Origin of the sequence: Lichenihabitans psoromatis, from assembly GCF_004323635.1 — a bacterium.
Lineage (GTDB): Bacteria > Pseudomonadota > Alphaproteobacteria > Rhizobiales > Beijerinckiaceae > Lichenihabitans > Lichenihabitans psoromatis.
In genome coordinates this window covers 186,063-211,448 of the sequence record NZ_CP036515.1, presented here as the reverse complement: position 1 = coordinate 211,448, position 25,386 = coordinate 186,063, and the positions used below count along the sequence as shown (strand labels likewise).

Here is a 25,386-nt window from a genome sequence, read left to right as displayed (position 1 = left end):
CGTCTACAAACGGGCCTCAACCCGCCTTAACCCAACTTCGAAGCGGCTACTTGCCGCCCGTCTTCGTCGCCACGCGATAAACGTTCCAGAACCCGGCCGCTGTGCCAATCGCGACAAACGCGATCAGTGCCGCAGGCGATGAACCGACCCATCGATCGATCTGCCACCCGATGACGGCCCCGACCACAACCGCCGCAGCAAATTCCGAGGTCACCCGGACGCCGAGGCTGATGGCCTGTCCCATGCCGTTCGCCGAGGGACCCGACCCGGATGAGAGGTCTGGCTTCTTCGGCGCGTTGCGCGACAAATCCCGCGACAACTCCGACAGACGGGTCCGCATGGCGTCATCGTCATGCAAGCCCCGATGATCGTCGGGTTCAGCCACCGGATGTCCTCCCAACCACGCCCGTGTTTTCGCCGAAGTCGACATCCAACCCCAAGGTGCAGTCGGACGGCATTCAGCAGCATTGTCTTATCAGGCGTCAGAGCGTCGCGATCGTCGACACTCCTCCGCTTCGGGCGGCAACATATGGACGGACAATAGGCATGTCAAGAAAGCCAGTATGGTCGTAAACCTTTGAATAAATTCAGTAATCGACTTCTGTCCGTGGATCTGTGGCGAAAACTGCACAGGCTGTTCCGAATTTGGCCAGATTTTGAGCGGCGGTGATCTCGTGGATTCCGATTGGCTGCGTCGCGCATGTGGTCCTAAGGTTCACGCGTCCATGGAGATCGTCGATGCTGTTTTGGCTGTTCGCTCGCGTCCGCAAGCCTGTGCTCGGTCTGCTTGTCGCTCTGTCGATCGATCCGGTCAGCGGCGCCCTCGCGGCGCCGAGCCTCAAGGCAGGTGTGGTCGCGCTGGCGCTCTGGAGCCAACAAGGCGTGTTTCTCTCCGAAGCCAAGGGCGCCGCGCACGTGCTGGCGGCGCGCTATGGCCACGGCGGCCCGGTCGAGATCCGCTCCAACACCCGAACGGGTTTTGCCGCGGGTCCGGTCGGCATGGCGCGCGCCATTCGGAGCGCCGAACGCGGCCTCGATCCAGCGCGCGATGTCCTCTTCGTAGTTCTGACCTCGCATGGTTCGCCACAGGGCATCGCCGAGAAGGGGGGCGACCAGGAAGGTATTCTGCCGCCGGCCGCGCTCGGGCGGCTGCTCGCCGCGAGCAAGATCCGCCGCAAGGTCCTGATCGTGTCGGCGTGTTTTGCGGGCGTTTACACGTCCTTGGCCGATCCGGATATGGTGGTGATCACCGCGGCCGATGCCGATCATCCCTCCTTCGGGTGCCAGGCCGGTGCACGATGGACCTATTTCGGCGATGCCTTCTTCAATCAGGCGCTGCGCCAATCCTTGGCGGGCCGGGAGCCGCTCGACCGCGTGTTCGCCCATGCGGCCGAACTCGTGCGAGCCCGCGAAGTGAAGGATGGCTTCGATCCGTCGAACCCGCAGATGGCCGGGGGCGCCAACGTGCTCAGCGCGCTCGCCGCACCATAGTCGCCCAAGCCCCGCGAAAGAGTGTTGCCAAAAGCGGTGTTGCGGCTATAAACACGTCCCTTCGAACCGTCCGGCTCATCAGGGCTGCCGTGGCGGTTCCTTCGCTCGTCCAAAAACGAACGATACTCGCGTCCCGCTACCATCCGGTGGTGAGGCTCGCGTCCTATGTGGAGAGAGCAAATGCCCAAGCTGAAGACGAAGTCAGGCGCAAAAAAGCGCTTCAAAATCACCGGAACCGGCAAGGTCGTTTATACGCAGGCCGGTAAGCGCCATGGCATGATCAAACGGACCAACAAGCAGATCCGCAATCATCGCGGCACCAACGTGCTCTTCAAGAGCGATGGTGACAATATCATCAAGTATTTTCTGCCGAACGGCTGATCGCAGCCGACCCAATCCGCTTTTGATCGAGGATAATTTCCATGGCACGTGTTAAACGTGGCGTAACGTCTCACGCCAAGCATAAGAAGGTTTTCGAGGCCGCCAAAGGCTTCTATGGCCGTCGTAAGAATACCATCCGGATCGCCAAGCAGGCGGTCGAAAAGTCGATGCAATATGCGTATCGCGACCGGAAGAACAAGAAGCGCACGTTCCGCGCCTTGTGGATCCAGCGCATCAACGCGGCTGTCCGCGAATTGGGCATGCCCTACAGCCGCTTCATCGACGGTCTGGCTCGCGCCGGTATCGAGATTGATCGCAAGGTCCTCTCCGATCTCGCGATCCACGAACCCGAAGCCTTCAAGGCCATTTTCGAGAAGGCCAAGAGCGCGCTTCCGGTCGCGGCCGTGAACTAAGCAGACGTTTGGTCGGGGCGGCCCGAGGCCGGTCCGGCCTTCGGTTCTGACCGATGCAAGATAAGCGCGGCCCATTCGAGGCCGCGTTTTGGTTTTTGTCCAGAAACGGCGTTCCGATGTCCAACGTGATCGAACTCGAGGGTCAGGTGCTGGCCGAGGTCGCCGCCGCGTCGAGCGAAGCGGCTCTCGATGCCGTCCGGGTCTCGGCTCTCGGCAAGAAGGGTCGCGTTTCGGCGCTGCTGGCGACGCTCGGAAAGATGTCGCCGGACGAGCGGAAAACGCAGGGCGCGGCCATCAATGCCGTGAAGGACCGCGTCACGGAGGCTCTTGCGTCGCGGAAGGCCGTGCTGGCCGAAGCCGCCTTGACGGCGCGCCTGTCGGCTGAGCGGGTCGATGTGACCTTGCCGGTGCGCGATGCCGCGGTGAACACCGGCCGCATCCATCCCATCACGCAGGTGACGGATGAACTGACCGCGATCTTCGCCGACATGGGCTTTTCGGTGGCCGAAGGCCCCGACGTCGAGACCGACTTCTTCAATTTCACCGCGCTGAACTTCCCGCCCGGCCATCCGGCGCGTGAAATGCACGACACATTCTTCTTCTCGCCGGATGCAAACGGCGACCGGAAGTTGCTGCGGACCCATACGAGCCCGGTGCAGATCCGGACCATGATGGGCGGCAAGCCGCCATTCCGCATCATCTGCCCAGGCCGAACCTACCGTAACGATTCCGATCAGACCCATACGCCGATGTTCCATCAGGTGGAGGGGCTGGTGATCGACAAGACCGCCAACCTCGCCAACCTCAAGTGGATCCTGCAGGAGTTTTGCAAGGCGTTCTTCGAGGTCGATACTGTGAAAATGCGGTTTCGTCCGTCGTTCTTCCCGTTCACCGAGCCCTCGATGGAGGTCGACATCCAATGCTCGCGGCAGGGCGGAGAGATTCGCTTCGGCCAGGGTGAAGACTGGCTGGAAATCCTCGGCTGCGGCATGGTCCACCCCAATGTGCTCCGCCATTGCGGCATCGACCCGGACGAGTATCAGGGCTTTGCCTGGGGCATGGGCATCGACCGGATCGCGATGCTGAAATACGGCATGACGGACCTACGCCCGTTCTTCGACGGCGATGTGCGCTGGCTTCGCCACTATGGGTTTCGGCCGCTCGACGTACCGTCGCTCGCTGGCGGGCTCAGCGGGTGAGGGGAGAGCAGGGCCAGCGTCTGCCCAACCTCATGCCGACCCGCCTCATCCGTCCCGTCTTGCTGAAGTCAGTCTCATGAAATTCACGTTGTCCTGGCTCAAGGACCATCTCGACACGACGGCTTCGCTCGACACGATCGTCGATAAGCTGACGCAGATCGGGCTTGAGGTCGAAGGGGTCGACGATCCAAGCGCGCAGCTCAGCGGCTTCGTGATCGCCCGCGTCATCGAAGCCGTCCAGCATCCGAATGCCGATCGGCTGCGGGTCTGTTCGGTCGATACGGGGTCGGGGACGCCGGTGCAGGTCGTCTGCGGCGCGCCGAACGCGCGCACCGGAATGCTTTCGGTCTTCTCGCCGCCCGGCACCTTCATTCCGGGCAAGGGCATCACGCTCGGCTCGGGTGTGATCCGGGGAGTCGAGTCGAACGGCATGTTGTGTTCGGGCTCCGAACTCGGCCTCTCGGATGATCACGACGGCATCCTCGATCTGCCCGCCGATGCGTCTGTCGGTCAGCCTTATGCGACCTGGGCGAAGCTCGACGATCCGGTGATCGACATCAACCTGACCCCGAACCGCCCCGATGCGGCGAGCATCCACGGCATCGCGCGGGATCTCGCGGCCGCCGGCCTCGGCACGATGACGACCGTGCCTGTTGCGCCCGTCGAGGGGGCGTTTCCGTGCCCCGCCACCGTGTCGCTCGATCTTTCGGACGGCGACGCACATCTCGCGCCGGCCTTTGCGCTGCGCCTCGTCCGCGGCGTCAAGAACGGCCCGTCGCCGGAGTGGATGCAGCGCCGGTTGCGCGCGATCGGGCTTCGGCCGATCAGCGCTCTTGTCGATGTCACCAACTACATCACCTTCGATCGTGGCCGCCCGCTCCACGTCTTCGATGCCAACAAGGTGCAGGGCACCCTGCGGGTGCGTCGCGCCGAAGCGGGCGAGACGATCGTCGGGCTTGATGGCAAGACCCATGCGCTCGATGCCACGATGGTCGTGATCGCCGACGATCGCGGTCCGGAATCGATTGCCGGCATCATGGGCGGCGAGGCTAGCGGCTGCGACGAGCACACCACCGACGTTCTGATCGAAAGTGCCTTGTGGGACGCGGGCAATATCGCGCAGACCGGCCGTAAGCTCGGCATCAACACGGATGCGCGCTACCGCTTCGAACGCGGGGTGGATCCGGCCTTCTGCGTCTCAGGCGCCGAATGGGCCACGACGCTCGTGATGCAGCTCTGCGGCGGCATGCCATCCGATCTCGTCTTGGTCGGCCGCGTGCCTGACCCGGACTTGCGGATCGATTTCCCCTGGTCGGAGGTCAAGCGCCTCACCGGGCTCGATCTGCCGCAAGCCACGATGCGCGACAGCCTCGAACGGCTCGGCTTTGCGGTCGAGCAGACCAGCGAGACGACCGCGAGCGTGCGGGTCCCGACCTGGCGTCCCGATGTGGCCGGCGAGGCCGATCTCGTCGAGGAGGTGCTTCGTCTGGCGGGGCTCGATCACGTCGTCCCCGTGCCATTGCCTCGGCTGGTTGACGGCGTTCCGAAGCCCGTGCTGACGCTTCTGCAGCGCCGGACGCGGCTGGCCAAGCGGACGCTCGCCTCGTGCGGGCTGCTCGAGGCCGTCACGTGGTCGTTTGTGTCGAAGCAACGCGCGACGTTCTTCGGCGGCGGCTCGGCCGCCCTGGCGCTGGCCAATCCGATCGCGGCGGACCTCTCCGACATGCGCCCGAGCCTGCTGCCGGGATTGATCGCGGCAGCGCAGCGAAACGCCGATCGCGGCATCGGGGATGTTGCCCTGTTCGAGGTCGGTCAGATCTTCCTGAGCGATGGTGAGACGGACCAGCGGTTCGCAGCCGCTGCGGTCCGTCGCGGTACCGCGAAGATTGGCGGCGCGGGCCGCCATTGGGCCGCTGCCAACACGCCGGTCGATGTCTACGACGCCAAGGCCGACGCTTTGGCGCTGCTGGCGAGCCTGGCCATCCCGGCGGCCAGCATCCAGGTCGTGCCCGGCGGCCCCGCCTGGCTCCATCCGGGCCGTTCGGGAACGCTGCAACTCGGTCCCAAAACTGTCATTGGATCGTTTGGCGAACTGCATCCCGCCGTTCTCGAGGCGATGGGATGCGCGGGGCCCGTTGCGGTGTTTGAGATCGTGCTCGACGCCTTGCCGCCGCCGAAAGCCAAACCCACCAAGGCGCGCGGCAAGCTCGATCTGCCCGACCTGATGCCGGTCGAGCGAGATTTCGCGTTCCTGGCCGGTGAGGCCGTCGCGGCTTCCGACATCCTGAAGGCCGTGCAAGGCGCCGACCGTGCCTCGATCGTGGATGCCTCCGTGTTCGACGTCTACCGCGGCGCAGGTGTGCCGGAGGGTCGGAAATCGGTGGCGATCGCGGTCACGCTTCAGCCGCGCGACCGCACCATGACGGAGCAGGATCTCGAGGCTATCAGCCTCAAGATCGAAGCGGACGTGCTGAAAAAAACCGGAGCGTCCCTGCGACGCTGATCCAAGCCCGACCGCCTCATCGACGGTCGGCGTCTTTCAGACTCGCGGCACGAACGGCGCTGCATCCGGCGACAGGATGCCCTTGAGCCGCGGATCGTCCGTCATCTCGATCTGCATGCGAAACGGCACGAAACCGTTTCGCATGTAGAAGCGCACGGCGCTTGGATCATCCAATGTGCAGGTGTGAACCCAAAACCGCCGGATCGGCTTCGACCACGCGCGATCGATGGCCTCCGACATCAACCAACGCCCGATGCCTTGGCCTGAGAGTGGAGCGGCGATCCCGAAATAGGCGATCTCGCAGGTGTCCGCCTCGCGGAAATCGAGTTCGAGAAGTCCCTGATCGACACCCTCGATCTCGACCGCATAGACCGCGACGGCGGGGTCGGCGATGATCTGAGCCAAGCCAACGTCGTCGCATTCGAGACGATCGTGCCAGAGCCAGTTCTCGCCGACACGCCGGAACAGCACGCGATACCAATCGGGGTCCGGATCTGCGACGTGCCGCAGCCGAACGCCGGGCGGCGCCGGCAGCACGGTCATGTCCGGCCGTGCCCACATTTCGAGATTGGTGACCACACAGACGATCTTGCCGTGTGGAACGTCGGTGAAGCCATCCGATAGGATTGGATCGCTCATGGCATCAGTTGTCCGCCGTTGACCTCGATGATCTGGCCGGTGATGTAGCCCGACATCGCCTCCGAGGCGAGGAAGAGATAGGTCCCGACGCAATCCTCAGACGTGCCGACAAAGCCCATCGGGATGGTCTTGCGCTGCATCTCCATCTGCTCGTCCGACGTGTAGCGCTCGTGAAACGGCGTTGCGATGACGCCCGGCGCGACGGCGTTGACGCGGATCTTGTCGCCGACGAATTCCTTGGCGTGACCGCGCGTGATGGTCGAGACGAAGCCCTTCGAGGCCGCGTAGAGGATCGCGCCATTGCCGCCGCCGTTGCGGGCCGCGATCGAGGTCGTATTGATGATGAACCCGCCGCGCTGTTTCAGGAACGGGTGCGCCGCACGGGTCGCGGCCAGCACTGACCGAGCGTTGAGGTTCATCACCTTTTCATAATGCGCGTCGGTCATGTCGGCGGTCGGCACGCGGCCCAGCATGCCGCCCGCGTTATTGACGAGCCCATCGAGGCCGCCGAGGGCCTTGGCGGCCTCCTCGACAACGCGTTCGGTCTCGCCTTCCGCCGATACATCGCCGCGAATCAGGACGGCGGTGCCGCCGCTCGTCTCGATCTCCTGCTGCAGCCGTTTGGCGTCGTCGGCGCTGGCGTTATAGTGCACGCCGACCTTGGCGCCCTGCTGCGCGAAAGCGCGGGCAACGGCCGCGCCGATGCCGGTCGAGGCGCCGGTGATCAGAACCGCCTTGCCGGCGAGGTCCGGAATGCGAACCATGGCGACCGGATGGGTGTGTGACGCGTCTGCCTGTTGAGCCATTGTTTCCTCTTGTCCTTATGGGCGCCGCGCGGCTTGATCTTGACCGTGGCGTTTGCGCTTGCCGCGTCGGAGCGGTAAACCACAACGCGGTCGATGGGATCAGGATGCCGCGACATGGGCCGGGCCACAACCCCGTGATCCGTCGTGGCCTCGCAAGGGGCGACGCGTCGATCGGGGCGAGGGTCTAAGCGACCCGCCTAACGCGAAGGATGCTGATCGGTGAAGCGCGCAATAGCCTTCGTGGCCGTTTTGATCCTGCTGGTCGGGGTGATCGGCGGGTTGTCGTTCTTCCAGTTCGTTTTCAAGCCGCAGATGATCAAGACCATCATCGGTGGCATGAAACACCCGGCGACCTCGGTCGTCGTGGGACAAGCCACGACTGAAAGCTGGGTAAGGCGCGTGCCCGCGATCGGCAGCTTCAAGCCCTACCAGGGCATCGATCTGGCGGCTCAGGTCGGCGGCATCGTGCAGACGATCCGCTTCGAGTCCGGGCAGGAGGTCACCAAAGGAACCGTGTTGGTCGACATCGATTCCTCGACCGAACAAGCCGATCTCAAGGCAGGTCTCGCGACCATGCGGAACGCAGATCTCGCGCTGTCGCGTCAGCAGGAACTGATTTCTGGTGGCAATACGAGCCGGGCGACGGTCGATTCTGCCCTGGCGACCCGCGACACCGCTGCCGCCAGTGTCGACCGTTCGAAGGCGATCATCGCTCAGAAGACCCTCGCGGCCCCGTTCGCTGGGCGTCTCGGCATCCGCAAGGTTGATGTCGGGCAATATCTGTCGCCGGGAACCGCGATCGTGACGCTGACGCAGCTCGATCCGATCTACGTCGATTTCCCGATCCCCGAACAAGCCTTGTCGCTCGTTTCGACCGGCCAGACGATCGACGTCGCGGTCGATGGATTCCCATCCGACAATTTTACGGGTGTAGTGAAGTCCATCGACAGCCGCGTCAGCACCGACTCGCGCAGCGTGATCGTTCGGGCGGAGGTTGCCAACAAGGATAAGCTGTTGCTGCCGGGCATGTTCGCCAACGTGTCGGTTCTGTCCGGCAAGGCGCGCGCCGTCGTGACGGTTCCGAAGACCGGCGTCACCTACTCGCTCTACGGCGATAGCGTCTATGTGGTGAAGCCCGCCCCCGCTACGGCCGACAGTGGTTCGGCTCAGGCCGCGACGCCGCCCGCCGCCACCTCGCCGTCTGCACCGATCGACCCGACCGCGGACCTGATCGTCGAGCGACGTTTTGTGCGGACCGCCGAGGCGCGGGGCGACCGGATCGCCATCACGGACGGTCTCCAGGCCGGCGACACGATCGTGACCGAAGGCCAGATCAAGTTGCAGCCGAACGCCCATGTGACGATTGAGACGACAGGCGGCCTGACGCCGCGCGATACACTCCCCCGCCAGTAACGTCCCGCAGGAGGGGAGATCCATGGCTTTCACCGACCTCTTCATCCGGCGTCCGGTTCTGGCGAGCGTCGTCAGCCTGATGATCCTGCTGGTCGGCTACGTGGCCTATACCAAGCTCCCGATCCGGCAATATCCCGAACTATCATCGACCACGATCACGATCACGACGAGCTATCCCGGCGCGAATGCCGATCTGATCAAGGGGTTCATCACGACCCCGATCGAGCAGGCCGTGGCCAGCACGGAGGGGATCGATACGCTGGTCTCGTCGTCCCAGCAGAATACCTCAACCGTCACGCTGAACCTGCGGCTCAACGCCAATCCGGACAGGGCCGTGTCGGACGTGTTGTCCAAGGTCGGGCAGGTCAAGGGTGTGTTGCCCCGCGACGCCAATGATCCGGTGGTGGTGAAGCAAACCGGGCAGGGGTTCGCCCTGCTGTATATTTCGTTCAATTCGCCGGTGCTCGATTCGGCGCAGATCACCGATTACATCACCCGCGTGGTTCAGCCGAAGCTGCAAACCATCGACGGGGTCGCCAACGCGCAGATCCTTGGCGGCCAGACCTTCGCGATGCGGATCTGGCTCGACCCCAATCGCATGGCGGCGCGCGGCGTGACCGCCAACGACGTACGGGTCGCGCTTGTGGCCAATAACTTCATCTCGGCCGCCGGTCAGATCAAAGGGGACTATACCCAGACCAGCATCAATGCCGAGACCTCGCTCGACAGCGCCAAAGCTTTCTCGCAACTGGTTGTGCTGTCGCGTGGCGATGCCTTGACCCGGATGGGCGATATTTCGAGCATCGAACTCGGGCCGGAGTCGGTCGAATCCTCCTCGGTCTTCGATGGGTTGAAGGCCGTGTTCGTCGGCATCTATGCGACCCCGACCGCCAATCCGCTGACCGTCATCGAGAACGTCAACGCGGCCTTCCCGAGCCTCAAGGCCGAATTGCCGCCGGGCATCAGCGCCGCGATCGCCTATGATTCGACGGAATTCATCCGTGCCTCGATCTCGGAGGTTGCCAAGACCCTGGGCGAAGCCGCCGTCATCGTCATCGTGGTGATTTTCCTATTTCTCGGAAATCTCCGCTCGACCCTCATTCCCATTGTGACGATCCCGCTCTCGCTCGTGGGCGTGATGATCGTTCTGCTGGCGCTCGGCTATTCGATCAACCTCCTGACCTTGCTGGCGCTGGTGCTCGCGATCGGGCTCGTGGTCGATGACGCGATCGTCGTGGTGGAAAACATCTATCGTCATATCGAGGACGGGATGACGCCGCGGGACGCGGCGCTCAAAGGCGCACGCGAAATCGCTGGCCCGGTCATCTCGATGACCATAACGCTCGCGGCCGTCTATGCGCCCATCGGCTTCGTGGCCGGGTTGACGGGTGCGCTCTTCCGCGAATTTGCCTTCACGCTCGCGGGTGCCGTGGTGGTGTCGGGCGTTGTCGCGCTCACCTTGTCGCCGATGATGTGCTCGCGACTGCTGACCTCGCAGCAGGGGCAGGGCGGCTTTGTCCGATTTCTCGATCGCATGTTCGAGGGCCTGCGTCGCCGGTATGAGCGGCGGCTTCACCGAACCCTGAATTTTCGCGCGCTGACGATGCTGATCTTGTTGGGCGTTTTGGTGCTGACGGGCGTGCTCTATGTCACGACCCCGAAGGAACTGGCGCCGGACGAGGACCAGGGCATCCTCTTCACGCTGGTCAAAACCCCGCAATATGCCAACCTCGACTATCTCGAGAAATCGACGCAGGCGCTCGACGGCGTCTTTAATACGGTGGCCGAAAAAGCCCATGTGTTCACGATCAACGGGTCGGGTGGCGTGCATGCGGCTTTCTCGGGCCTGCTGATGAAGCCGTGGGAGCAGCGCACCCGCAACCAGAAACAAGTGCTGGCCGAATTGCAGCCTAAATTCGGCGGCATCTCCTCGGCCCAGGTGCTGGCTTTCTCGCCGCCGCCCCTGCCTGGTTCGACCGGTGGGCCACCGCTGCAATTCGTCGTGCGGACGACGGGTGACTATCGGCAACTCGCGGACGTGGTGGAGCAGATCCAGAAAGCCGCTCAGGCCAGTGGTCTTTTCATCTTCACCGATACCGATCTGAAATTCGACACGCCGCAAATCGAGTTCAAGATCAACGCCGACAAGGCCAACCGCATCGGCATCAACATGTCGGATATCGGCGGAACGCTCGCGACGCTGCTGGGCGGAAATTACGTCAACCGCTTCAACCTCTACGGCCGCAGCTACGAGGTCATCCCGCAAGTACCCCGCGAGTTCCGCGACACGCCCGATTGGCTGCTCCGCTATCAGGTGCGCTCGCTCGGCGGCGATCTCGTCCCGTTGTCCGCCGTTGGGCGGGTGTCGCAATCGGTGCAACCGAATGCCTTGACGAGCTTCCAACAGCTTAATTCGGCGACCCTGTCGGGCGTGCCGTTCCCGGGCCACACGCTCGGCGAGGGCCTCGATTTCCTCAAGGCAAAGGCGGCCGAGATCTTCCCGGCTGGCTATACCTATGATTTTGGCGGCGATAGCCGGCAATATGAGCAGGAGGGGTCTGCGCTGGTGGTGACGTTCGGGTTCGCGCTCGTCGTGATCTATCTCGTGCTTGCGGCTCAGTTTGAGAGCTTCCGCGATCCGCTCATCATCCTGATCGCCTTGCCGACGTCGCTGTTCGGCGCTCTGTTGCCGTTGAACATCGGCGGCGTGGTGGGCGCCACCTCGATCAACATCTACACGCAGATCGGGCTCGTGACGCTGATCGGGCTGATCTCCAAACACGGCATCCTGATGGTCGAATTCGCCAACCGGATGCAGGAGGAGGAAGGCATGTCGCGTCGCGCCGCGATCGAACATGCGGCTGGCGTGCGGCTGCGGCCGATCCTGATGACGACGGCCGCCATGGTCGTGTCGATGATCCCGCTCATCCTCGCGGCGGGAGCGGGCGCGCAGAGCCGGTTCTCGATCGGCGTGGTGATCGCGGCCGGCATGAGCGTCGGCACCTTGTTCACGCTGTTCGTCACGCCTGCGGTCTACACGATCGTGGCCCGCGATCACAATCGTGGCCGAGGCCGGGCCGATCTGATTGTGCCGGCCAGCAGCCCCGACGGGTTGGCGCGCGCGGCGGAGTAACGATCGCATCGGGGCTTGCGCCGCAGCAATAAACCCGTAAGGTCGCGCCATTCGATCGGACCCGGTGCAATTCCGGGTGGCTCTTCCGGCCGCCAATCCGCCGGACCACGCAACAGACCCGTCCCGCAGATTGTGCTCCTTCATCGCACAGCAGGCGGCTGTCCCTTGCGAGATCAATCCTCATGACCATGACGTCCGTTCGCCAGCAATGGCTGACAAATGCCGTTCGCGAAATGCTGGCTGGGGCTGTCGCCACCGTCGCTCTCATTCCCGAAGTCATCGCTTTTTCGTTCGCGGCCGGGGTCGACCCTCAGGTCGGACTTTTCGCCTCCTTCGTGATCGGTATCGTGATCGCCTTCGCGGGCGGCAGGCCCGCCATGATCTCGGCCGCGGCCGGCTCGGTCGCTCTCGTGGCCGCGCCCCTGGTTCACAGCCATGGCCTGCAATATTTACTCGCCGCCGGGCTCCTGGCCGGCCTCATGCAGGTCCTGTTCGGTCTGTTGCGGCTTGGCGTGCTGCTTCGGTTCGTGTCGAAATCGGTGCGGACCGGCTTCGTCAACGCCCTGGCGATCCTGATCTTCTCGGCCCAGATGCCACAGATCATCGGAGGCGGGTGGCTCACCTATGCGGTGTTGGCGGCCGGCCTCGCGCTGATCTATCTCGTGCCGCGCCTCACGACCGCGATCCCCTCACCGTTGATCTGCATCGTCGTGCTGACGGCGGCCGCGATGGCGCTGCATCTGCCCCTACGGACCATCGCGGATCTCGGTCATCTCCCCGACGGCATGCCGGTTTTCGCCTGGCCTCAGGTGCCGCTCACGCTTGAAACGCTGCAGATCATAGCCTTACCGGCCTTGGCGATCGCCATGGTGGGTCTGCTGGAATCCCTGATGACCGCCAGCGTGGTGGACGATCTGACCGATACGCCGAGCTCGAAGAACCGTGAATGCACGGGTCTCGGCCTCGCCAATCTGGCCTCCAGCCTGTTCGGCGGCATAGCGGGCTGCGGCATGATCGGCCAGACGGTCAGCAACGTGAAATATGGCGGACGCGGGCGGTTCTCGACGCTCTTCGCAGGGGCGTTCCTGCTCATTCTCATGGTGTTGCTCAAGCCCTGGGTGTCGCAAGTGCCGGTCGCGGCCCTGGTGGCCGTGATGGTGATGGTGTCGATCGACACCTTCGACTGGTCGTCGTTGCGGACGGTCGTCCGTCATCCGAAGATGTCGAGCGCGGTGATGCTCGCGACCGTGGCCGTGACGGTCGCGACGTCCAATCTCGCGCTTGGCGTCACCGTGGGCGTGCTCCTCAGTGGCGTCTTCTTCAGCTTCAAGGTCGCGCGCCTGCTGCGGATCACGCAGGAGCCCGACGATGGCGCGCAGCGGCTCACCTACCGGGTGGTCGGGCAAGTGTTCTTTGCCTCGGCCGATCTCTTCGTCGACGCGTTCGACATCCGGGACGCTACGGGCCGATCTGTCCTGATCGACCTGTCGCACGCGCATTTCTGGGACATCACCGCCGTGGCGGCTCTCGATCGCGTCCGTCAACGCTTTGTCACTCACGGCGTTGCGGTGGAAGTGTTCGGGCTGAACGCGGCAAGCGCGACCCTGGTCGAGCGCATCGACGCTTCTGCGACTGTCGCACCGCAACCCTGATCGCGGCTGCTCCATTGCGGGCGCCGGCCGGCCCTGCTAGGTCGGAGCGACAGTCTCCAACGTTCAGGCCATGACCTCCATCGACGATCCCGTCGCGCGCCGGCGCACCTTTGCCATCATCTCGCACCCGGACGCGGGCAAGACGACGCTGACCGAAAAGCTGTTGCTGTTCGGGGGCGCGATCCAACTCGCGGGCGAGGTGAGGGCCAAGGCCAATCGGCGGCAGACCCGATCCGATTGGATGGATATCGAACGCCAACGCGGCATCTCGGTCGTCACCTCTGTGATGACGTTTGAACATGCCGGGCATGTCTTCAATCTGCTCGACACGCCGGGCCATGAAGACTTCTCCGAAGACACCTATCGAACCCTGTCTGCGGTCGATTCGGCCGTCATGGTGATCGACGCGGCGCGCGGCATCGAATCCCGAACCCGGAAGCTGTTCGAGGTCTGCCGCTTGCGCGACATTCCGATCGTAACCTTCATCAACAAGATGGACCGCGAAACGCGCGATCCGTTCGATCTGCTCGACGAGATCGAAAAGGTCCTGGCGCTCGACACGGCGCCGATCACGTGGCCGATCGGCCGAGGCCGCGCCTTCGCCGGCACTTACGATCTCACTCGTAACGTCATCCGCAAGCTCGATGCCGACGTCACCGCTCCGACGATCCCGGTGTCGGGCCCGCGCGATCCGCAGATCCGGGCCTTGCTGTCGGAGTTCGAGGCGGATGCGGCGATCGATGAGCTCGAGATCGCCCATGAGGCATGCCGCCCCTTCGACGCCGCGGCTTATCTCGAGGGGCATCTGACGCCCGTGTTCTTCGGCAGCGCGCTCCGCACCTTCGGGGTTGCGGATCTGATCGCGGCGCTCGGCGATTTCGCGCCGCCGCCCAAAGGGCTGCAGGCCGAAAGCCGGTTCGTCGACGCGCATGAGAAAAAGATGAGCGGCTTCGTGTTTAAGATCCAGGCCAATATGGATCCGAACCACCGCGATCGCATCGCGTTCATGCGGGTCTCGTCCGGTAAGCTGACGCGTGGCATGAAAGCCAAGCTGGTGCGGACCGGCAAGCCGATGGCGCTGAATGCTCCGCAATTTTTCTTCGCGCAGGAACGCGCCTTGGCCGAGGAGGCCTATCCGGGCGATGTGGTCGGCATTCCGAACCACGGCACGTTGAGAATCGGCGACACGCTGACCGAGGGTGAGGATCTGGTGTTCCGCGGCGTGCCGAGTTTCGCGCCCGAAATCCTGCGCCGCGTGAAGCTGACCGATGCCATGAAGGCCAAGAAATTACGCGAAGCGCTTCAGCAGATGGCCGAGGAAGGCGTCGTGCAGACGTTTGTGCCGCATGACGGCTCTGGCGCGATGGTGGGCGTGGTCGGAGCGCTTCAGCTCGACGTGCTGGCTGAGCGGTTGCAGGCCGAATACGGATTGCCGGTCTCGTTCGAGCAGAGCCGGTTCGAGATTTGCCGCTGGGTGACCGCAGACGACGCGGCCGAACTCGATCGGTTCATGGATGCGTACCCGTCTTCGACCGCCACGGATCTCGACGGCGCGCCGGTGTTTCTGGCCTCTTCCGCCTTTACGCTGAAATACGAGCAGGACCGGTGGCCCGGCATCGTGTTTGCGGACATCAAGGACTATCAGCGCGCCTCGCATTGAGGCCATGGCTCGAGAAAGTTCGCGCCGCTGCCTGTTCGGTCGATCTCTCTCGCACCAGCGGCGACATAAAAAAAGCCGGCCCTGAGGGCCGGCTTTCCATCGTCGAGACGATAATCGAGGTCAGAGCTTCTTGTGGGCCGCGTCCGATACCTTATCGGCTGTGTCCTTCACGGCGTCCTTGGCATCGCCAACGGCCTTCTGAGTGTGGCCCTTGGCTTCCTGTGCCATGCCTTCGGCCTGCATCTTGTCGGAGCCGACAACTTTGCCGACGCCCTGCTTGATGTTGCCAACTGCTTCGTTAGCGAGACCCGAGGCCTTGTCTGACGTGCTGCCCATAATTTGAACTCCCATGTGGTCGTTTTACAGTCATAAAACAGCGCCGAGCCGCAAAAGGTTCCGCCAATCGGCTGCCGCGTGCCAGCACGTCGATGCCGATCAAGACAGACGGCGGGCGCGTGACATGACAAGTGACGCATAGCGAGAACCGCCTCGGGAAATGCGATGAGCATAGCGGCCTTGGTTGTAGAGCGCCGCCGTACGGTGCAAATCGCCGCCCTGATCGCTCAGGATCGAAGCGAGATAGCGCACGCCGCATTCGGCATTAGCGGCCGGGTTGGTCAAGGCGCCGCTGCAGCCGAGTCCTCGTGCCGTTGCCGGCATGATCCCCATCAGGCCGACGGCACCGGCCCGCGAACGCGCTCGCGGGTTGAAGCCGCTCTCGACACTCGCGACCCCGTAGGCGAGGGCTTCGGGAACGCCGTGACGACGCGCCGCCGCAATAACGTAATTGGCCATCGATGCACCACGCGGCGCGATCGAGAGAGGCGCGCGGTATCGGCGCTGCGGAGGCTGCTGCTCGATCGTCCGGTTGCTCAGCAGGTCGGGTTGGTTATCGCTGGCGACCGGCATGGCGTCCCGCACGGCCGAATAGCGATCGCGCGCCGAGGCGCTCGATGCCAAGCCCAGGAGGCAGACAAGCAGGATTGATCCCGCAAGGGCGAGGTGACGCATATACTAACCTTTCAGGAAAAATCAGGCCGCCAAGATCATCATGGGGGAGAGTGATGCTCGCCTTGTTATTTCTGATGATCTGAAAATCGGGGGCCTCTTCATCATTTAATTCAACACAAGATCGTGCTGGTCGATGCTGATCGAATTACGATCGGGCGGTCCTTGTTGTTCTAAAATGCTGCGAAATAATGGCAGAGTTATTTTAATACATTATTAGGAATTGAAGTTGCTCGCCTATCGTCATTGTCGCCGACGTTTTTGATGGGAGTAGAAACGCGGATCGCGCGCCGCACTTGCGGTCGGCTGTCCTCTCGATTAGAGCGCGACAAGGATCGTAGGCCATGGGAGCGTCGCGAGTGTTTCGACGAATGATGTCGTTGCCGATGTATCGCGCGCCAGCGGGGGCCGAACACGCGTTTTGGGGTGGGTTGCGGCGACATCTGATCTCGGCGGGATTCGACGATGTGCCGGAGAGACCGGCCGAACCGGAGGATCTCGATGCCCATTGGCTCGACCCAGACCTGCTGCTGAGCCAGACCTGCGGATTTCCATTGACCCACGCGCTGGCCGGGCGTGTCCAGCTTCTTGGCGCGCCATGCTATGCGGCGGCAGGATGCGATGGCGTGTTCTACCGAAGCCTTGTCGTGGTGCGGCAGGGCGAGCCCGCGCGGACCATCGGCGATCTGCGGGGCCGCCGCGTCGCTTATAATTCGATCGACTCGCAATCGGGCTACAACACCCTGCGGGCTCTGGTGGCGCCTTACGCGAGAAACGGCGCATTCTTTGGAGCCACGATGCAGACCGGTGGCCATCGAGGGTCCGTCGAGGCGGTGCAGGGTGGCTCGGCCGACATCGCCAGTATCGATTGCGTGACCTATGCACTCCTGCAGCGCGATGAACCCGATTTGGTCGCAGGGCTACGGGTGCTTTGTATGACCGGGCAAGCTCCCTCTCTCCCGCTGATTACAGCGCTCGGCACGTCGCCCGCGGACGCCGAGGGATTGCGACGCGCCATCGAGGGCGCGATGACCGATCCCGATCTCGCGGCGGCACGTGCCGACCTGATGCTGGCCGGCTTCGCGCGCGTCGATCCATCAGCATACGAGATTTGCGTGACCATGGAGCGCGACGCAGTGGCGCTCGGATACCCGGTCCTCGCCTAAGCGTCACACTCGACCAGACGGTCGAGGGCGGGTGTGTCTTAGATCGGTGATCAAGCGAGATGACTGCCCCGCGAGACGTTCAATACCGCGACCAAGCGAGCCCCAAACGCTTAGTCGACGACGTCCGCCTCCGGTCGATCATTTCCGGGCGCGAGTTCCTCGTGCCACGTGCCCTTGGCGTCCTGATAGGAAATGCCTTCGCTTTCGCCTGGGATCTCCTGGCGATGCGATGCTGCCGTTGCGGCTTCGAGAGCTTGGTCATGCGACGGGAAGGTTTCGGAGAAGACGTCACCCATCTTATAGGCCCAGCCGCCATCGTGCTCGACGATCACATAATGAATTTCGGTCATGGTCCCTTACCCTCTCGACATTGCGACATGATCGTCTGACGAAGAGCGATCACACGCATACCCTGCAGCCTATATGTGCTTCGCGATCCCGATCGCCATTCTAGGAAACTCGCTCATGCGTGTTTTTCGGCTGGCGATCGTGGTTTGTGCCGACAGACCATCGCGCAAACGGAAAAAGGGCCGGGGAGTGAACCCCGACCCTTTAGACTTACGATTCTGATCAACCAGTCGCGACGCGCTTGGCGTCGATCATGACCGACCTAGAAGCTCAGAGAGCCTGAAGACGATCAGCAGACTTCTTGCCGCTCTTGCGGTCTTCGGCGAGCTCGAAGCTGAGCTTCTGGCCTTCCTTAAGGTCATTGAAGCCCGCGCGCTCGACGGCGCTGATGTGTACGAACACATCCTGGCTGCCGTCGTCCGGCTGGATGAAACCGAAGCCCTTTTGGGCATTGAACCACTTAACTGTACCAGTGCTCATGACAAACCCTTGTCGTACGTACATGCCACACGGCGAGATGCCGCGAAGCATAAATTCAATCGATTGTTTCGAGGGAGTTCGTCAGCATGCGCGTTCGAAGACGCGGAGGGCCAAGTCGTCAGCCTAGTATCGATAAGCCAACCATAAACGAATCCTGAAGATAGGCAAGCGAAGCTTTCCCGGCCACGATCACGATTGTTTGACGGCAGCGTCCCCTGGCTGACGAACGGTCACGACGCAGCGCTCTTGCTGGTCGGCAGAGACGCGATATCGGCATAGAAAGCGAAGGTGTTGCGTCCGCCGGTTTTGGCGCGATAGAGGGCCTGATCGGCCAGCGTGACGATCTCCAGCGGATCCCTCGTATCGAGGGGCGCCACGGCAATGCCGATGCTGGTCCCGATCTGGACCATATGGCCGGTGATCAAAAACGGCGAACGCAAAGCTTTCAGGACGCGGCGCGCCAGCATTTCGGCATCGGTCGCGTGGTGGATGACGACCTGTACGATCACAAATTCGTCGCCACCGATCCGCGCCACGAGGTCGCCGTTTCGTAAATTAGCGGCGATCCGATCAGCAGCGGCGCACAGCAAAGCGTCTCCGACCGTGTGCCCATAGGTATCGTTGACCTGTTTAAAGCGGTCGAGATCGAGCGCGTGAACCGCCAGCAGCACGTTGTTTTTGGCCGCAGCCGCCATTCCGGCATTGAGCGATTCGGTTAGTTGAATGCGGTTCGCCAACCCCGTCAGCGCATCGTGCCGGGCCAGAGTTGCATGAATTCGCCGATTGAAGAGCTCGTCCAACACCGACCGATGGATGTGCCGCACGGTTTCGAGACTTCCGAGCATGAAGGCCGCCATGACAAGGCCATTGGCCACGTCGTACAGGCCGCCATGCCAGCACATCGCGACGATGCTCGGGACGACGCCGAGAAACACGCTGGGGATGCAGATCCACGGACGGATCGATAATCGGGAGACCGCACCTGATCCGTATCCGAAGATCACCCCGGTGAAGAGCATCTGGCAGACCGGGTCTGTCGTCGACAGGATTCGGGCGCCGGTAACACCCAGAATTGCCGCGAAGACGAAGCTGGCGGTCGCGTAGCGATGTTCCCAAACCAGTTGAGTCTGATCTTTCGAGGTCGGCGGTGTCGCATCGGCGCTGTTGTCCCGCCGGTAGGCAATCGTCACGGCGAGCCGCGCCAAACCCGCGATCACGCCGGCCGCCATCAAGATCCAGAGAATCGGATCGCCCAGCCGGACTGCCACCAGAGACGTCACGGATGCGAAGATCACCGTCATGATGATGATCGGCGCGATGGTGCTGAAGAGGAGGCGAGCGAGATCGCGACGGATGTCGGGCGGAAGAACGCGCTCGCGGAAAGGCGCGACCTGCCGTTGCAGAAGCGATGCGACATATCCCATGCCCATCTTCTTAACAGAAGCGATTCGCGAAAGCTTCGTCTTCTCGCGGCCGAGAACGGCGACCTATCAGCCAGTGCCCTGTTTATCGGCACTTGCACCGCCGCAGAGCAGCTTTCCATGCTAGGGCCGTCGAACGTCGCGAATCAGCCTCGTCCGAACCAAGCTTGGTCCGGACAACGCCTCGCATCGACCCCGAACTTTCAACGCGGTAACGGTCATGCAGATGGTGCGACCGGCGGGATCGACCGTCGGCATGAGCTTATATGTGGTTGGGCTGTTTTTCTTCGCGGTCAATGACGCGCTCGGAAAATGGCTGGTGGTCGACTACAGCGTCGGACAGATCATGATGTTGCGCGCCGTGGGTGCGAGCATGCTTCTGGTGCCGATGCTGCTGCGCCAGCGCGTCGGCCTTCGCCTCGATGGGCAACTCTGGCTTCACGCCGCGCGGATCGTCTGCTCGATCGCCGATACCTACTCGTTTTATCTGTCGACGCGGGCGCTCCCCCTCGCCGATGTCATGACATTTTATCTCGCGGCACCGCTCATCATCGTGGCGCTTTCGGCCCCACTCCTCGGCGAGCGCGTCGGCATCGGCGGTTGGGCCGCGGTCGTGGTCGGTTTCGCGGGTGTCATGGTGGCGCTCCATCCGAGCGGTGACGCCCTGTCGCCATCGGCCCTGGTGGCGCTATTCGGCGCGACGATGTTCGCTTTGTCGATCACGATCACCCGCAAGCTCCGCGGCACCCATTGGCTGACGCTGGTGACGCATCAGACCATCGGCACGGGGCTATTCGGCGCCGCGACTTGCACTATCGTGTGGGTGACCCCAAGTCTCGTCGACGCCGGCCTGATGTTCCTGGTCGGGATCGTGTCGTCGGCCTGTTTCATGTGCATCACCAAGGCGCTGGCGCTTGCACCGGCGTCCCTGTTGGCGCCGCTGCAATATACGTCGATCATCTGGGCTGTGCTGATGGGCTGGATGTTCTGGAGCGACGTGCCGACACCCTCGATCCTGATCGGCATCGCCATCATCATCGGCAGCGGGTTGTCTGTGTTCCTGCGAAAGCGGGTCGCGATCGACCGTCGGCCGGTCGCGACGGACGCGTAGCGGGGGTCAGGCCGCCTTGGGGCCGAGTTGCAGCACCGTTTGGCGCGCGCCCTCCGTGATGGCGGCCCAATCACCGGCCGCCATGGCGCGAGAGGGGGTCAACCACGAGCCACCGACACAAGCCACGTTGGGGCAGGCGAGATAGCTTGCCGCTTTGGCGATGTCGATGCCGCCGGTCGGGCAGAAGACCAGATCGCGCAGAGGGCCATGCAAAGCCTTCAGCATCGGAACACCGCCCGCAGGTTCGGCCGGGAAGAACTTGAGCCGGGTGAGGCCGCCCTCGGCCGCCAGCATGGCCTCGCCAGCCGTGGCGATGCCCGGCAGCAAGGGGATCGACAATTCTGCCGTTTCGCCCAGAAGGCGCTCGGTCAGGCCCGGTGACACCAGGAAGGAGGCGCCGGCCTGCTCGGATTGACGCGCCTGCTGGCCCGACAGGACCGTGCCGGCGCCGAGCACCGCCTCCGGCACCTCCGCTGCGATCCGGCGAATGGCTTCGAGCCCCGCCGGGGTCCGGAGTGTCACCTCGATGACGCGGACACCGCCGGCAATCAGCGCGCGCGCGAGCGGCACCGCATGAGCGACGTCGTCGATCGTCACGACCGAGATGACGGGGCCATCCGTCATGATGGCGTCGAGTCGCGCCGTAAGCGTGGGGGTCATTCGTAACTCCTAAAAAGAAAGGGACGCCGGCTTGCCGGCAAGCGTGTCGAGCACCAGGCGTCGCCGTGGAATGGGCGGGACGGCGCCATAGCCCATGGTGGCGAGCGCCGCGGCGCAATTGGCATAGGTGGCGGCGTCCTCGATCGAGGCGCCGCGCGCCGCTTCGGCGAGGAAGCTGCCGCAGAACGTGTCGCCCGCGCCGGTCGCATCGACGGGCCGACACGGGAAGGGCGCCACGAGCTTACGCCCCTCGGGCGTCGCGACAAGGCATCCGGCACTCCCCATCTTCAACACCACGATGCGGGGTCCCATGTCGAGGCAGAGGTCCACGATCGCGTCCGGATCGGAGAGCCCGAGCAGGAGTTGCGCGTCCTCGATTCCTGGGAATGCGATGTCGGCGTGGCGGAGGGCCTGCTGGATGACGGCGGAGGCCCGTGCGGCAGGCCACAGTTTGGGGCGATAATTGGTGTCGAATGCGATCTGACGGCCGTGGCGTCGGGCGCTTGCGAACGCCTCGAACACGGTGTCGGCAGCCTGATCCGAAATGCCGAGGCTGATGCCCGATGCGAAGGTGAAGCGAGCCCGTTCGATCGTGGCGTGACCCTGTTGGTCGAGCCGGTAATGGCTCGCGGCCGACCCGCGCCGCAGGTAGGAGAAGCGATGGCCGCTCTCGTCATGCTGGACGAAATAGACGCCGGTCGGGTTGTCCGGGTCGGTCTGAACGGCAGCGGCTTCGACGCCCTCGCGGTGCCACAGATCGAGAAAGCTCGCCCCTGCGATGTCGTCCCCGACAGCCGAGAGGAAAGCGACCCGCGCATCCTGACGGGCGGCCGCGATGGCGACATTCGAGGCGTCGCCCCCGTGCGCCTGGATAAACATCTGCGGCTCGGCCGCGGAGCGGGTCTGCTGGTTGAATTCCAGCATCGGTTCGCCGAGACAGACGAGATCCAGTTCCGCACCCACCATGACACTCCCGCGATCACCTCCGCTCTTCTACGCCAAACGAAGGCCGACTTTCCACCCGAGATCGTGCCGACCCCCATCGTCATGCGTCACGTTGCCGATGATCGCGCAGGTGTCTATCTAGCACGCCATGGTCTTTTCACCCGCCTTCCGCCCCGCCACCAGCCACGCCGCGCTCGGGACGGACTTCTATGATGAGGTGTCGGCGGCACCGTTTCCGGCGCAGCGCATCCGTTTCCGCAATGATCGATGGGCTGCGCGGGTCGGGCTCGAGGGCCTGACCGACGCCGAATGGATTGCGCATTTCGCCCGGTTCGAGCCGCTGCCAGGCAGCTTCCCGCAGCCGCTCGCCCTCCGGTATCACGGTCACCAGTTCGGCAGCTACAATCCGGACCTCGGCGACGGACGCGGTTTTCTGTTCGCGCAACTGTATGACACGGACGGTCGGCTGCTCGATCTCGCCACCAAGGGGAGTGGGCGCACGCCCTGGTCGCGCGGCGGCGATGGGAAGCTCACGCTGAACGGCGGCATCCGCGAGGTGCTGGCGACCGAAATGCTGGAGGCGCTCGGCGTCAACACGTCGAAGAGCTTCAGCCTGATCGAGACCGGCGAGGCGCTCCAGCGGGGCGACGAGCCATCGCCGACGCGCGCCTCGGTTCTAGTGAGGCTCGGCCATTCGCATGTTCGCATCGGCACGTTCCAACGCCTGTTGGCGCTCGACGAAACGAGCAATATCGAGCGATTGCTGGACTATACGATCGCGACCTACATGCCGGAGGTGCAGGCCGCGACCGTCGCTGGCAGGGCGATCGCATTTTTGCGTGCCGTCGGCGGCAAGGTGGCTCGCATGGGCGCGCAATGGATGGTGGCGGGTTTCGTCCATGCCGTGCTGAATACCGACAACATCAACGTCAATGGCGAGAGCTTCGATTACGGGCCGTGGCGGTTCTTGCCCACCTATGATCCGGGCTTTACGGCCGCCTATTTCGATCACACGAGCCGATACGCTTATGGGGAGCAGCCCGGCGTTCTGTTGTGGAACCTGACGCGTTTGGCCGAATGCCTTCTCCCGCTCGCGCCACAAGCCGATCTCGAACAAGCGCTGGCGGAGTTCGCCCCAGCGTTCCGCCGGGCGTTCGTCGAGCAATCGTTGCGGCGGCTTGGGATTGCGGCGCGCGGCGATGAGCGGGACGACGACCTCGTCCATGCCTTCTGGGGGTTCCTCGCTTCCAGCCAGGCGCCATTCGAGCAAGTCATCTTCGATTGTTACGGCGGCACGGCGAGGTTCGACAAGGCCGTGCACGGACCGGTCGGACACATTTACGCGACCGACGCTTTCGCGCCGGTGCGGTCCGCTTTCGCGGATGCGTCGCCCGCAGAGGGGTTGCGGCTCGATCATGCCTATTTCGCCGGCGCCACGCCCTGCACCATGCAGCATGATGAGGTCGAGACGATCCTCGGTGCCGTCGACAAGGATGACGATTGGTCGATGTTCGAAGCCAAGATCACCGCGATCCGGGCGATGGGCGAGGCTTACGGCAGAGAGGCGCCGACCCATGGCGGCTGATCACGACGATACGGCCGCGATGCCGATCCGGGTCGCCGCTTTCTATCAATTCGTTCCGCTACCCGATTGGCGCGACCTCAGGCCGCCTTTGCTCGCCGTTTGTGCGGACCTCGGGATTTACGGGACGGTGCTGTTGGCCCGCGAGGGGATCAACGGAACCGTGGCCGGCTCTCCCGAGGCGATCGCGGCTTTGGTCGAGACGCTACAAGGCGATGGCGTGTTCGGCGGCCGCCTCGATCGGCTCGACCTAAAATATTCGACCGCCGCGACCATGCCGTTCGGCCGCCTGAAGGTCCGTCTCAAGCGCGAAATCGTCACGCTCGGGCATCCAGGCGGCGACCCGACGGCTCGTGTCGGCACCTATGTCGAGCCCGCCGATTGGAACGCCCTTCTGGATCGACCCGATATCCTCGTCCTCGACACGCGCAATGGCTTCGAGGTCGAGATGGGCAGCTTTGTCGGTGCGATCGATCCGAAAATCGGTCGCTTCGGTGAATTCCCCGATTTCGCGGCGCGCGCGCTCGATCCTCAGAAGCACAAAACAATCGCCATGTTCTGCACCGGCGGTATCCGGTGCGAAAAGGCGAGTGCCTATCTCTTGTCGCTTGGCTTCGACGAGGTGTTTCACCTCAAGGGAGGGATCCTGAAATATCTTGAAACGGTACAGCCGGCCAACAGCCGGTGGTCGGGCGACTGTTTCGTCTTCGACGAGCGGGTCGCCCTGGGGCATGGTCTTCAACAAACGCGTCGCGACAAATCCGGATCACCCGCTGATGACTGATACGACGGCACTGCCGAACCGTGTCGAGACGCTGGAGATGCGGCTCGCTTACCAGGAGCAGGCGATCGAAGACTTGAGCGACACGATCACGATGCTGTGGAGCCGCATCGAAAGCTTGTCGCGACAGGTCGCGGCTCTCGGCGATCGGGTGAAGGCAACCGAAAGCGACGCGGGGGCAGGGCATCCGCAGGTTCCACCCCCGCATTACTGACCTGCGCTGCTTTGTGCTGCGATGGCCTTGACAAACCAGTATATTGCGGTCGACATCTTGATGCGGAGTACATCGGCGGTGGGGGCCCGAGATGTTTCAAGTTGTGCAGCGTCGGGTCTCTCCTCTGGCCGCACGGTTGCATTGTGCGGATCTCGCAACGTCTCTCCACGACAAATTGGTCTTAGATCGAGATGATGTCGTCAAGGTCAGCGAAGTCGACTGCTCCGACCCTGGCTCACCCGATCTCGAAACCGTCGTTCTGATCATGCGCGAGGGGCGAACGAGCCTCTTGTTCCGTGTCGAGAAGCGACTGGCCGATGTGACCGAAGACGATCTCGACGGCGTGGCCGATCGGGTCTGGGAACTGACCTGACGGCAAG

25 protein-coding genes and 1 other annotated feature are annotated in these 25,386 nt (G+C 63.4%); of the genes, 15 read left to right on the top strand and 10 right to left on the bottom strand.

What is annotated here, in order from left to right:
• Positions 1-46: 46 nt before the first annotated feature.
• Entirely contained in the window at positions 47-385 is a 339-nt protein-coding gene (locus EY713_RS01045; protein ID WP_245572843.1) for an AtpZ/AtpI family protein, read from the bottom strand.
• Positions 386-738: 353 nt separating this feature from the next.
• Here EY713_RS01045 and EY713_RS01040 point away from each other — a divergent pair, with 353 nt between their 5' ends.
• From EY713_RS01040 to pheT, 5 genes are all read left to right on the top strand, one after another.
• Positions 739-1,491, top strand: coding sequence for a C13 family peptidase (locus EY713_RS01040; RefSeq protein WP_245504375.1), 753 nt, complete (start codon positions 739-741; stop codon positions 1,489-1,491).
• Positions 1,492-1,671: 180 nt separating this feature from the next.
• On the top strand, positions 1,672-1,872 hold the full coding sequence (gene rpmI, locus EY713_RS01035) for a 50S ribosomal protein L35 (protein WP_131113164.1): 201 nt from the start codon (positions 1,672-1,674) through the stop codon (positions 1,870-1,872).
• A 41-nt stretch (positions 1,873-1,913) separates the two neighbouring features.
• Positions 1,914-2,285 carry a 50S ribosomal protein L20 gene (rplT, locus tag EY713_RS01030; protein ID WP_131113163.1) on the top strand — a complete coding sequence of 124 codons (372 nt, stop codon included), beginning with the start codon at positions 1,914-1,916 and terminating at the stop codon, positions 2,283-2,285.
• Positions 2,286-2,401: 116 nt separating this feature from the next.
• A complete protein-coding gene (pheS, locus tag EY713_RS01025; protein WP_131113162.1) occupies positions 2,402-3,484 on the top strand; it encodes a phenylalanine--tRNA ligase subunit alpha in 1,083 nt (360 codons plus the stop codon).
• 76 nt (positions 3,485-3,560) lie between these two features.
• The gene (gene pheT, locus EY713_RS01020; RefSeq protein WP_131113161.1) at positions 3,561-5,987 is read left to right on the top strand and encodes a phenylalanine--tRNA ligase subunit beta; all 2,427 of its coding nucleotides are present in this window, start codon (positions 3,561-3,563) and stop codon (positions 5,985-5,987) included.
• Positions 5,988-6,023: 36 nt separating this feature from the next.
• On the opposite strand, the gene EY713_RS01015 is transcribed toward pheT, so the two are convergent.
• Positions 6,024-6,626, bottom strand: a complete 603-nt coding sequence (locus tag EY713_RS01015) for a GNAT family N-acetyltransferase (RefSeq protein ID WP_131113160.1) — start codon at positions 6,624-6,626, stop codon at positions 6,024-6,026.
• Complete coding sequence (locus EY713_RS01010) at positions 6,623-7,432, bottom strand: SDR family NAD(P)-dependent oxidoreductase (RefSeq protein ID WP_131113159.1); 810 nt, start codon at positions 7,430-7,432, stop codon at positions 6,623-6,625. Before EY713_RS01010 ends, EY713_RS01015 begins: the two co-directional genes overlap by 4 nt.
• Positions 7,433-7,651: 219 nt before the next feature.
• Between EY713_RS01010 and EY713_RS01005 the strand changes: the two genes are divergently transcribed.
• From EY713_RS01005 to EY713_RS00990, 4 genes are all read left to right on the top strand, one after another.
• Positions 7,652-8,845, top strand: a complete 1,194-nt coding sequence (locus EY713_RS01005) for an efflux RND transporter periplasmic adaptor subunit (RefSeq protein WP_131113158.1) — start codon at positions 7,652-7,654, stop codon at positions 8,843-8,845.
• Positions 8,846-8,867: 22 nt separating this feature from the next.
• The gene (locus tag EY713_RS01000; protein WP_131113157.1) at positions 8,868-11,978 is read left to right on the top strand and encodes an efflux RND transporter permease subunit; all 3,111 of its coding nucleotides are present in this window, start codon (positions 8,868-8,870) and stop codon (positions 11,976-11,978) included.
• A 54-nt stretch (positions 11,979-12,032) separates the two neighbouring features.
• Positions 12,033-12,088, top strand: a sequence feature (sul1 is cis-regulatory element that is thought to sense ions involved in sulfur or methionine metabolism; They are found in Alphaproteobacteria).
• Positions 12,089-12,160: 72 nt separating this feature from the next.
• Positions 12,161-13,630 (top strand): SulP family inorganic anion transporter, encoded by a 1,470-nt coding sequence (locus EY713_RS00995; protein ID WP_131113156.1) that lies wholly within the window; start codon positions 12,161-12,163, stop codon positions 13,628-13,630.
• A 70-nt stretch (positions 13,631-13,700) separates the two neighbouring features.
• Positions 13,701-15,290 (top strand): peptide chain release factor 3, encoded by a 1,590-nt coding sequence (locus EY713_RS00990; protein ID WP_131113155.1) that lies wholly within the window; start codon positions 13,701-13,703, stop codon positions 15,288-15,290.
• Positions 15,291-15,410: 120 nt separating this feature from the next.
• Here EY713_RS00990 and EY713_RS00985 read toward each other — a convergent pair whose 3' ends face one another.
• On the bottom strand, positions 15,411-15,626 hold the full coding sequence (locus EY713_RS00985) for a CsbD family protein (RefSeq protein ID WP_131119101.1): 216 nt from the start codon (positions 15,624-15,626) through the stop codon (positions 15,411-15,413).
• Positions 15,627-15,725: 99 nt separating this feature from the next.
• A complete protein-coding gene (locus EY713_RS00980) occupies positions 15,726-16,301 on the bottom strand; it encodes a lytic transglycosylase domain-containing protein (protein WP_131113154.1) in 576 nt (191 codons plus the stop codon).
• Between the two features lie 341 nt (positions 16,302-16,642).
• On the opposite strand from EY713_RS00980, the gene EY713_RS00975 reads away from it, so the two are divergent.
• Positions 16,643-17,464 (top strand): phosphate/phosphite/phosphonate ABC transporter substrate-binding protein, encoded by an 822-nt coding sequence (locus tag EY713_RS00975; RefSeq protein WP_210215299.1) that lies wholly within the window; start codon positions 16,643-16,645, stop codon positions 17,462-17,464.
• A 110-nt stretch (positions 17,465-17,574) separates the two neighbouring features.
• Here EY713_RS00975 and EY713_RS00970 read toward each other — a convergent pair whose 3' ends face one another.
• From EY713_RS00970 to EY713_RS00960, 3 genes are all read right to left on the bottom strand, one after another.
• A complete protein-coding gene (locus tag EY713_RS00970) occupies positions 17,575-17,814 on the bottom strand; it encodes a DUF2188 domain-containing protein (RefSeq protein ID WP_131113153.1) in 240 nt (79 codons plus the stop codon).
• A 268-nt stretch (positions 17,815-18,082) separates the two neighbouring features.
• Entirely contained in the window at positions 18,083-18,292 is a 210-nt protein-coding gene (locus tag EY713_RS00965) for a cold-shock protein (protein WP_131113152.1), read from the bottom strand.
• 230 nt (positions 18,293-18,522) lie between these two features.
• The gene (locus EY713_RS00960) at positions 18,523-19,716 is read right to left on the bottom strand and encodes a GGDEF domain-containing protein (RefSeq protein ID WP_165490982.1); all 1,194 of its coding nucleotides are present in this window, start codon (positions 19,714-19,716) and stop codon (positions 18,523-18,525) included.
• A 253-nt stretch (positions 19,717-19,969) separates the two neighbouring features.
• Here EY713_RS00960 and EY713_RS00955 point away from each other — a divergent pair, with 253 nt between their 5' ends.
• A complete protein-coding gene (locus tag EY713_RS00955; protein ID WP_165490981.1) occupies positions 19,970-20,824 on the top strand; it encodes a DMT family transporter in 855 nt (284 codons plus the stop codon).
• Between the two features lie 6 nt (positions 20,825-20,830).
• On the opposite strand, the gene eda is transcribed toward EY713_RS00955, so the two are convergent.
• Positions 20,831-21,484 carry a bifunctional 4-hydroxy-2-oxoglutarate aldolase/2-dehydro-3-deoxy-phosphogluconate aldolase gene (eda, locus tag EY713_RS00950; protein ID WP_131113149.1) on the bottom strand — a complete coding sequence of 218 codons (654 nt, stop codon included), beginning with the start codon at positions 21,482-21,484 and terminating at the stop codon, positions 20,831-20,833.
• 9 nt (positions 21,485-21,493) lie between these two features.
• The gene (locus tag EY713_RS00945) at positions 21,494-22,450 is read right to left on the bottom strand and encodes a sugar kinase (RefSeq protein WP_131113148.1); all 957 of its coding nucleotides are present in this window, start codon (positions 22,448-22,450) and stop codon (positions 21,494-21,496) included.
• Between the two features lie 127 nt (positions 22,451-22,577).
• Here EY713_RS00945 and EY713_RS00940 point away from each other — a divergent pair, with 127 nt between their 5' ends.
• From EY713_RS00940 to EY713_RS00925, 4 genes are all read left to right on the top strand, one after another.
• Positions 22,578-24,014 carry a protein adenylyltransferase SelO gene (locus EY713_RS00940; protein WP_131113147.1) on the top strand — a complete coding sequence of 479 codons (1,437 nt, stop codon included), beginning with the start codon at positions 22,578-22,580 and terminating at the stop codon, positions 24,012-24,014.
• A gap of 19 nt (positions 24,015-24,033) precedes the next feature.
• The gene (gene trhO / locus EY713_RS00935) at positions 24,034-24,795 is read left to right on the top strand and encodes an oxygen-dependent tRNA uridine(34) hydroxylase TrhO (RefSeq protein ID WP_131119097.1); all 762 of its coding nucleotides are present in this window, start codon (positions 24,034-24,036) and stop codon (positions 24,793-24,795) included.
• Entirely contained in the window at positions 24,788-25,006 is a 219-nt protein-coding gene (locus tag EY713_RS00930; RefSeq protein ID WP_131113146.1) for a SlyX family protein, read from the top strand. The genes trhO and EY713_RS00930 overlap by 8 nt, the downstream gene beginning before the upstream one ends.
• Before the next feature lie 175 nt (positions 25,007-25,181).
• Positions 25,182-25,379 carry a hypothetical protein gene (locus EY713_RS00925; RefSeq protein ID WP_131113145.1) on the top strand — a complete coding sequence of 66 codons (198 nt, stop codon included), beginning with the start codon at positions 25,182-25,184 and terminating at the stop codon, positions 25,377-25,379.
• The last annotated feature ends 7 nt before the right edge of the window (positions 25,380-25,386 follow it).

What these genes read in the sequence shown, in the direction of transcription:
- EY713_RS00965 (WP_131113152.1), bottom strand. Translation starts at nt 18,292, where the DNA reads ATGAGCACTGGTACAGTTAAGTGGTTCAATGCCCAAAAGGGCTTCGGT.
- EY713_RS00940 (WP_131113147.1), top strand. Translation starts at nt 22,578, where the DNA reads ATGGTCTTTTCACCCGCCTTCCGCCCCGCCACCAGCCACGCCGCGCTC.
- EY713_RS00945 (WP_131113148.1), bottom strand. Translation starts at nt 22,450, where the DNA reads ATGGTGGGTGCGGAACTGGATCTCGTCTGTCTCGGCGAACCGATGCTG.
- EY713_RS01015 (WP_131113160.1), bottom strand. Translation starts at nt 6,626, where the DNA reads ATGAGCGATCCAATCCTATCGGATGGCTTCACCGACGTTCCACACGGC.
- pheT (WP_131113161.1), top strand. Translation starts at nt 3,561, where the DNA reads ATGAAATTCACGTTGTCCTGGCTCAAGGACCATCTCGACACGACGGCT.
- EY713_RS01040 (WP_245504375.1), top strand. Translation starts at nt 739, where the DNA reads ATGCTGTTTTGGCTGTTCGCTCGCGTCCGCAAGCCTGTGCTCGGTCTG.
- EY713_RS00995 (WP_131113156.1), top strand. Translation starts at nt 12,161, where the DNA reads ATGACCATGACGTCCGTTCGCCAGCAATGGCTGACAAATGCCGTTCGC.
- EY713_RS00980 (WP_131113154.1), bottom strand. Translation starts at nt 16,301, where the DNA reads ATGCGTCACCTCGCCCTTGCGGGATCAATCCTGCTTGTCTGCCTCCTG.
- EY713_RS00990 (WP_131113155.1), top strand. Translation starts at nt 13,701, where the DNA reads ATGACCTCCATCGACGATCCCGTCGCGCGCCGGCGCACCTTTGCCATC.
- rplT (WP_131113163.1), top strand. Translation starts at nt 1,914, where the DNA reads ATGGCACGTGTTAAACGTGGCGTAACGTCTCACGCCAAGCATAAGAAG.
- eda (WP_131113149.1), bottom strand. Translation starts at nt 21,484, where the DNA reads ATGACCCCCACGCTTACGGCGCGACTCGACGCCATCATGACGGATGGC.
- EY713_RS00985 (WP_131119101.1), bottom strand. Translation starts at nt 15,626, where the DNA reads ATGGGCAGCACGTCAGACAAGGCCTCGGGTCTCGCTAACGAAGCAGTT.
- pheS (WP_131113162.1), top strand. Translation starts at nt 2,402, where the DNA reads ATGTCCAACGTGATCGAACTCGAGGGTCAGGTGCTGGCCGAGGTCGCC.
- trhO (WP_131119097.1), top strand. Translation starts at nt 24,034, where the DNA reads ATGCCGATCCGGGTCGCCGCTTTCTATCAATTCGTTCCGCTACCCGAT.
- EY713_RS01010 (WP_131113159.1), bottom strand. Translation starts at nt 7,432, where the DNA reads ATGGCTCAACAGGCAGACGCGTCACACACCCATCCGGTCGCCATGGTT.
- EY713_RS00960 (WP_165490982.1), bottom strand. Translation starts at nt 19,716, where the DNA reads ATGGGATATGTCGCATCGCTTCTGCAACGGCAGGTCGCGCCTTTCCGC.
- rpmI (WP_131113164.1), top strand. Translation starts at nt 1,672, where the DNA reads ATGCCCAAGCTGAAGACGAAGTCAGGCGCAAAAAAGCGCTTCAAAATC.
- EY713_RS00955 (WP_165490981.1), top strand. Translation starts at nt 19,970, where the DNA reads ATGAGCTTATATGTGGTTGGGCTGTTTTTCTTCGCGGTCAATGACGCG.
- EY713_RS00975 (WP_210215299.1), top strand. Translation starts at nt 16,643, where the DNA reads ATGGGAGCGTCGCGAGTGTTTCGACGAATGATGTCGTTGCCGATGTAT.
- EY713_RS00970 (WP_131113153.1), bottom strand. Translation starts at nt 17,814, where the DNA reads ATGACCGAAATTCATTATGTGATCGTCGAGCACGATGGCGGCTGGGCC.
- EY713_RS01000 (WP_131113157.1), top strand. Translation starts at nt 8,868, where the DNA reads ATGGCTTTCACCGACCTCTTCATCCGGCGTCCGGTTCTGGCGAGCGTC.
- EY713_RS00930 (WP_131113146.1), top strand. Translation starts at nt 24,788, where the DNA reads ATGACTGATACGACGGCACTGCCGAACCGTGTCGAGACGCTGGAGATG.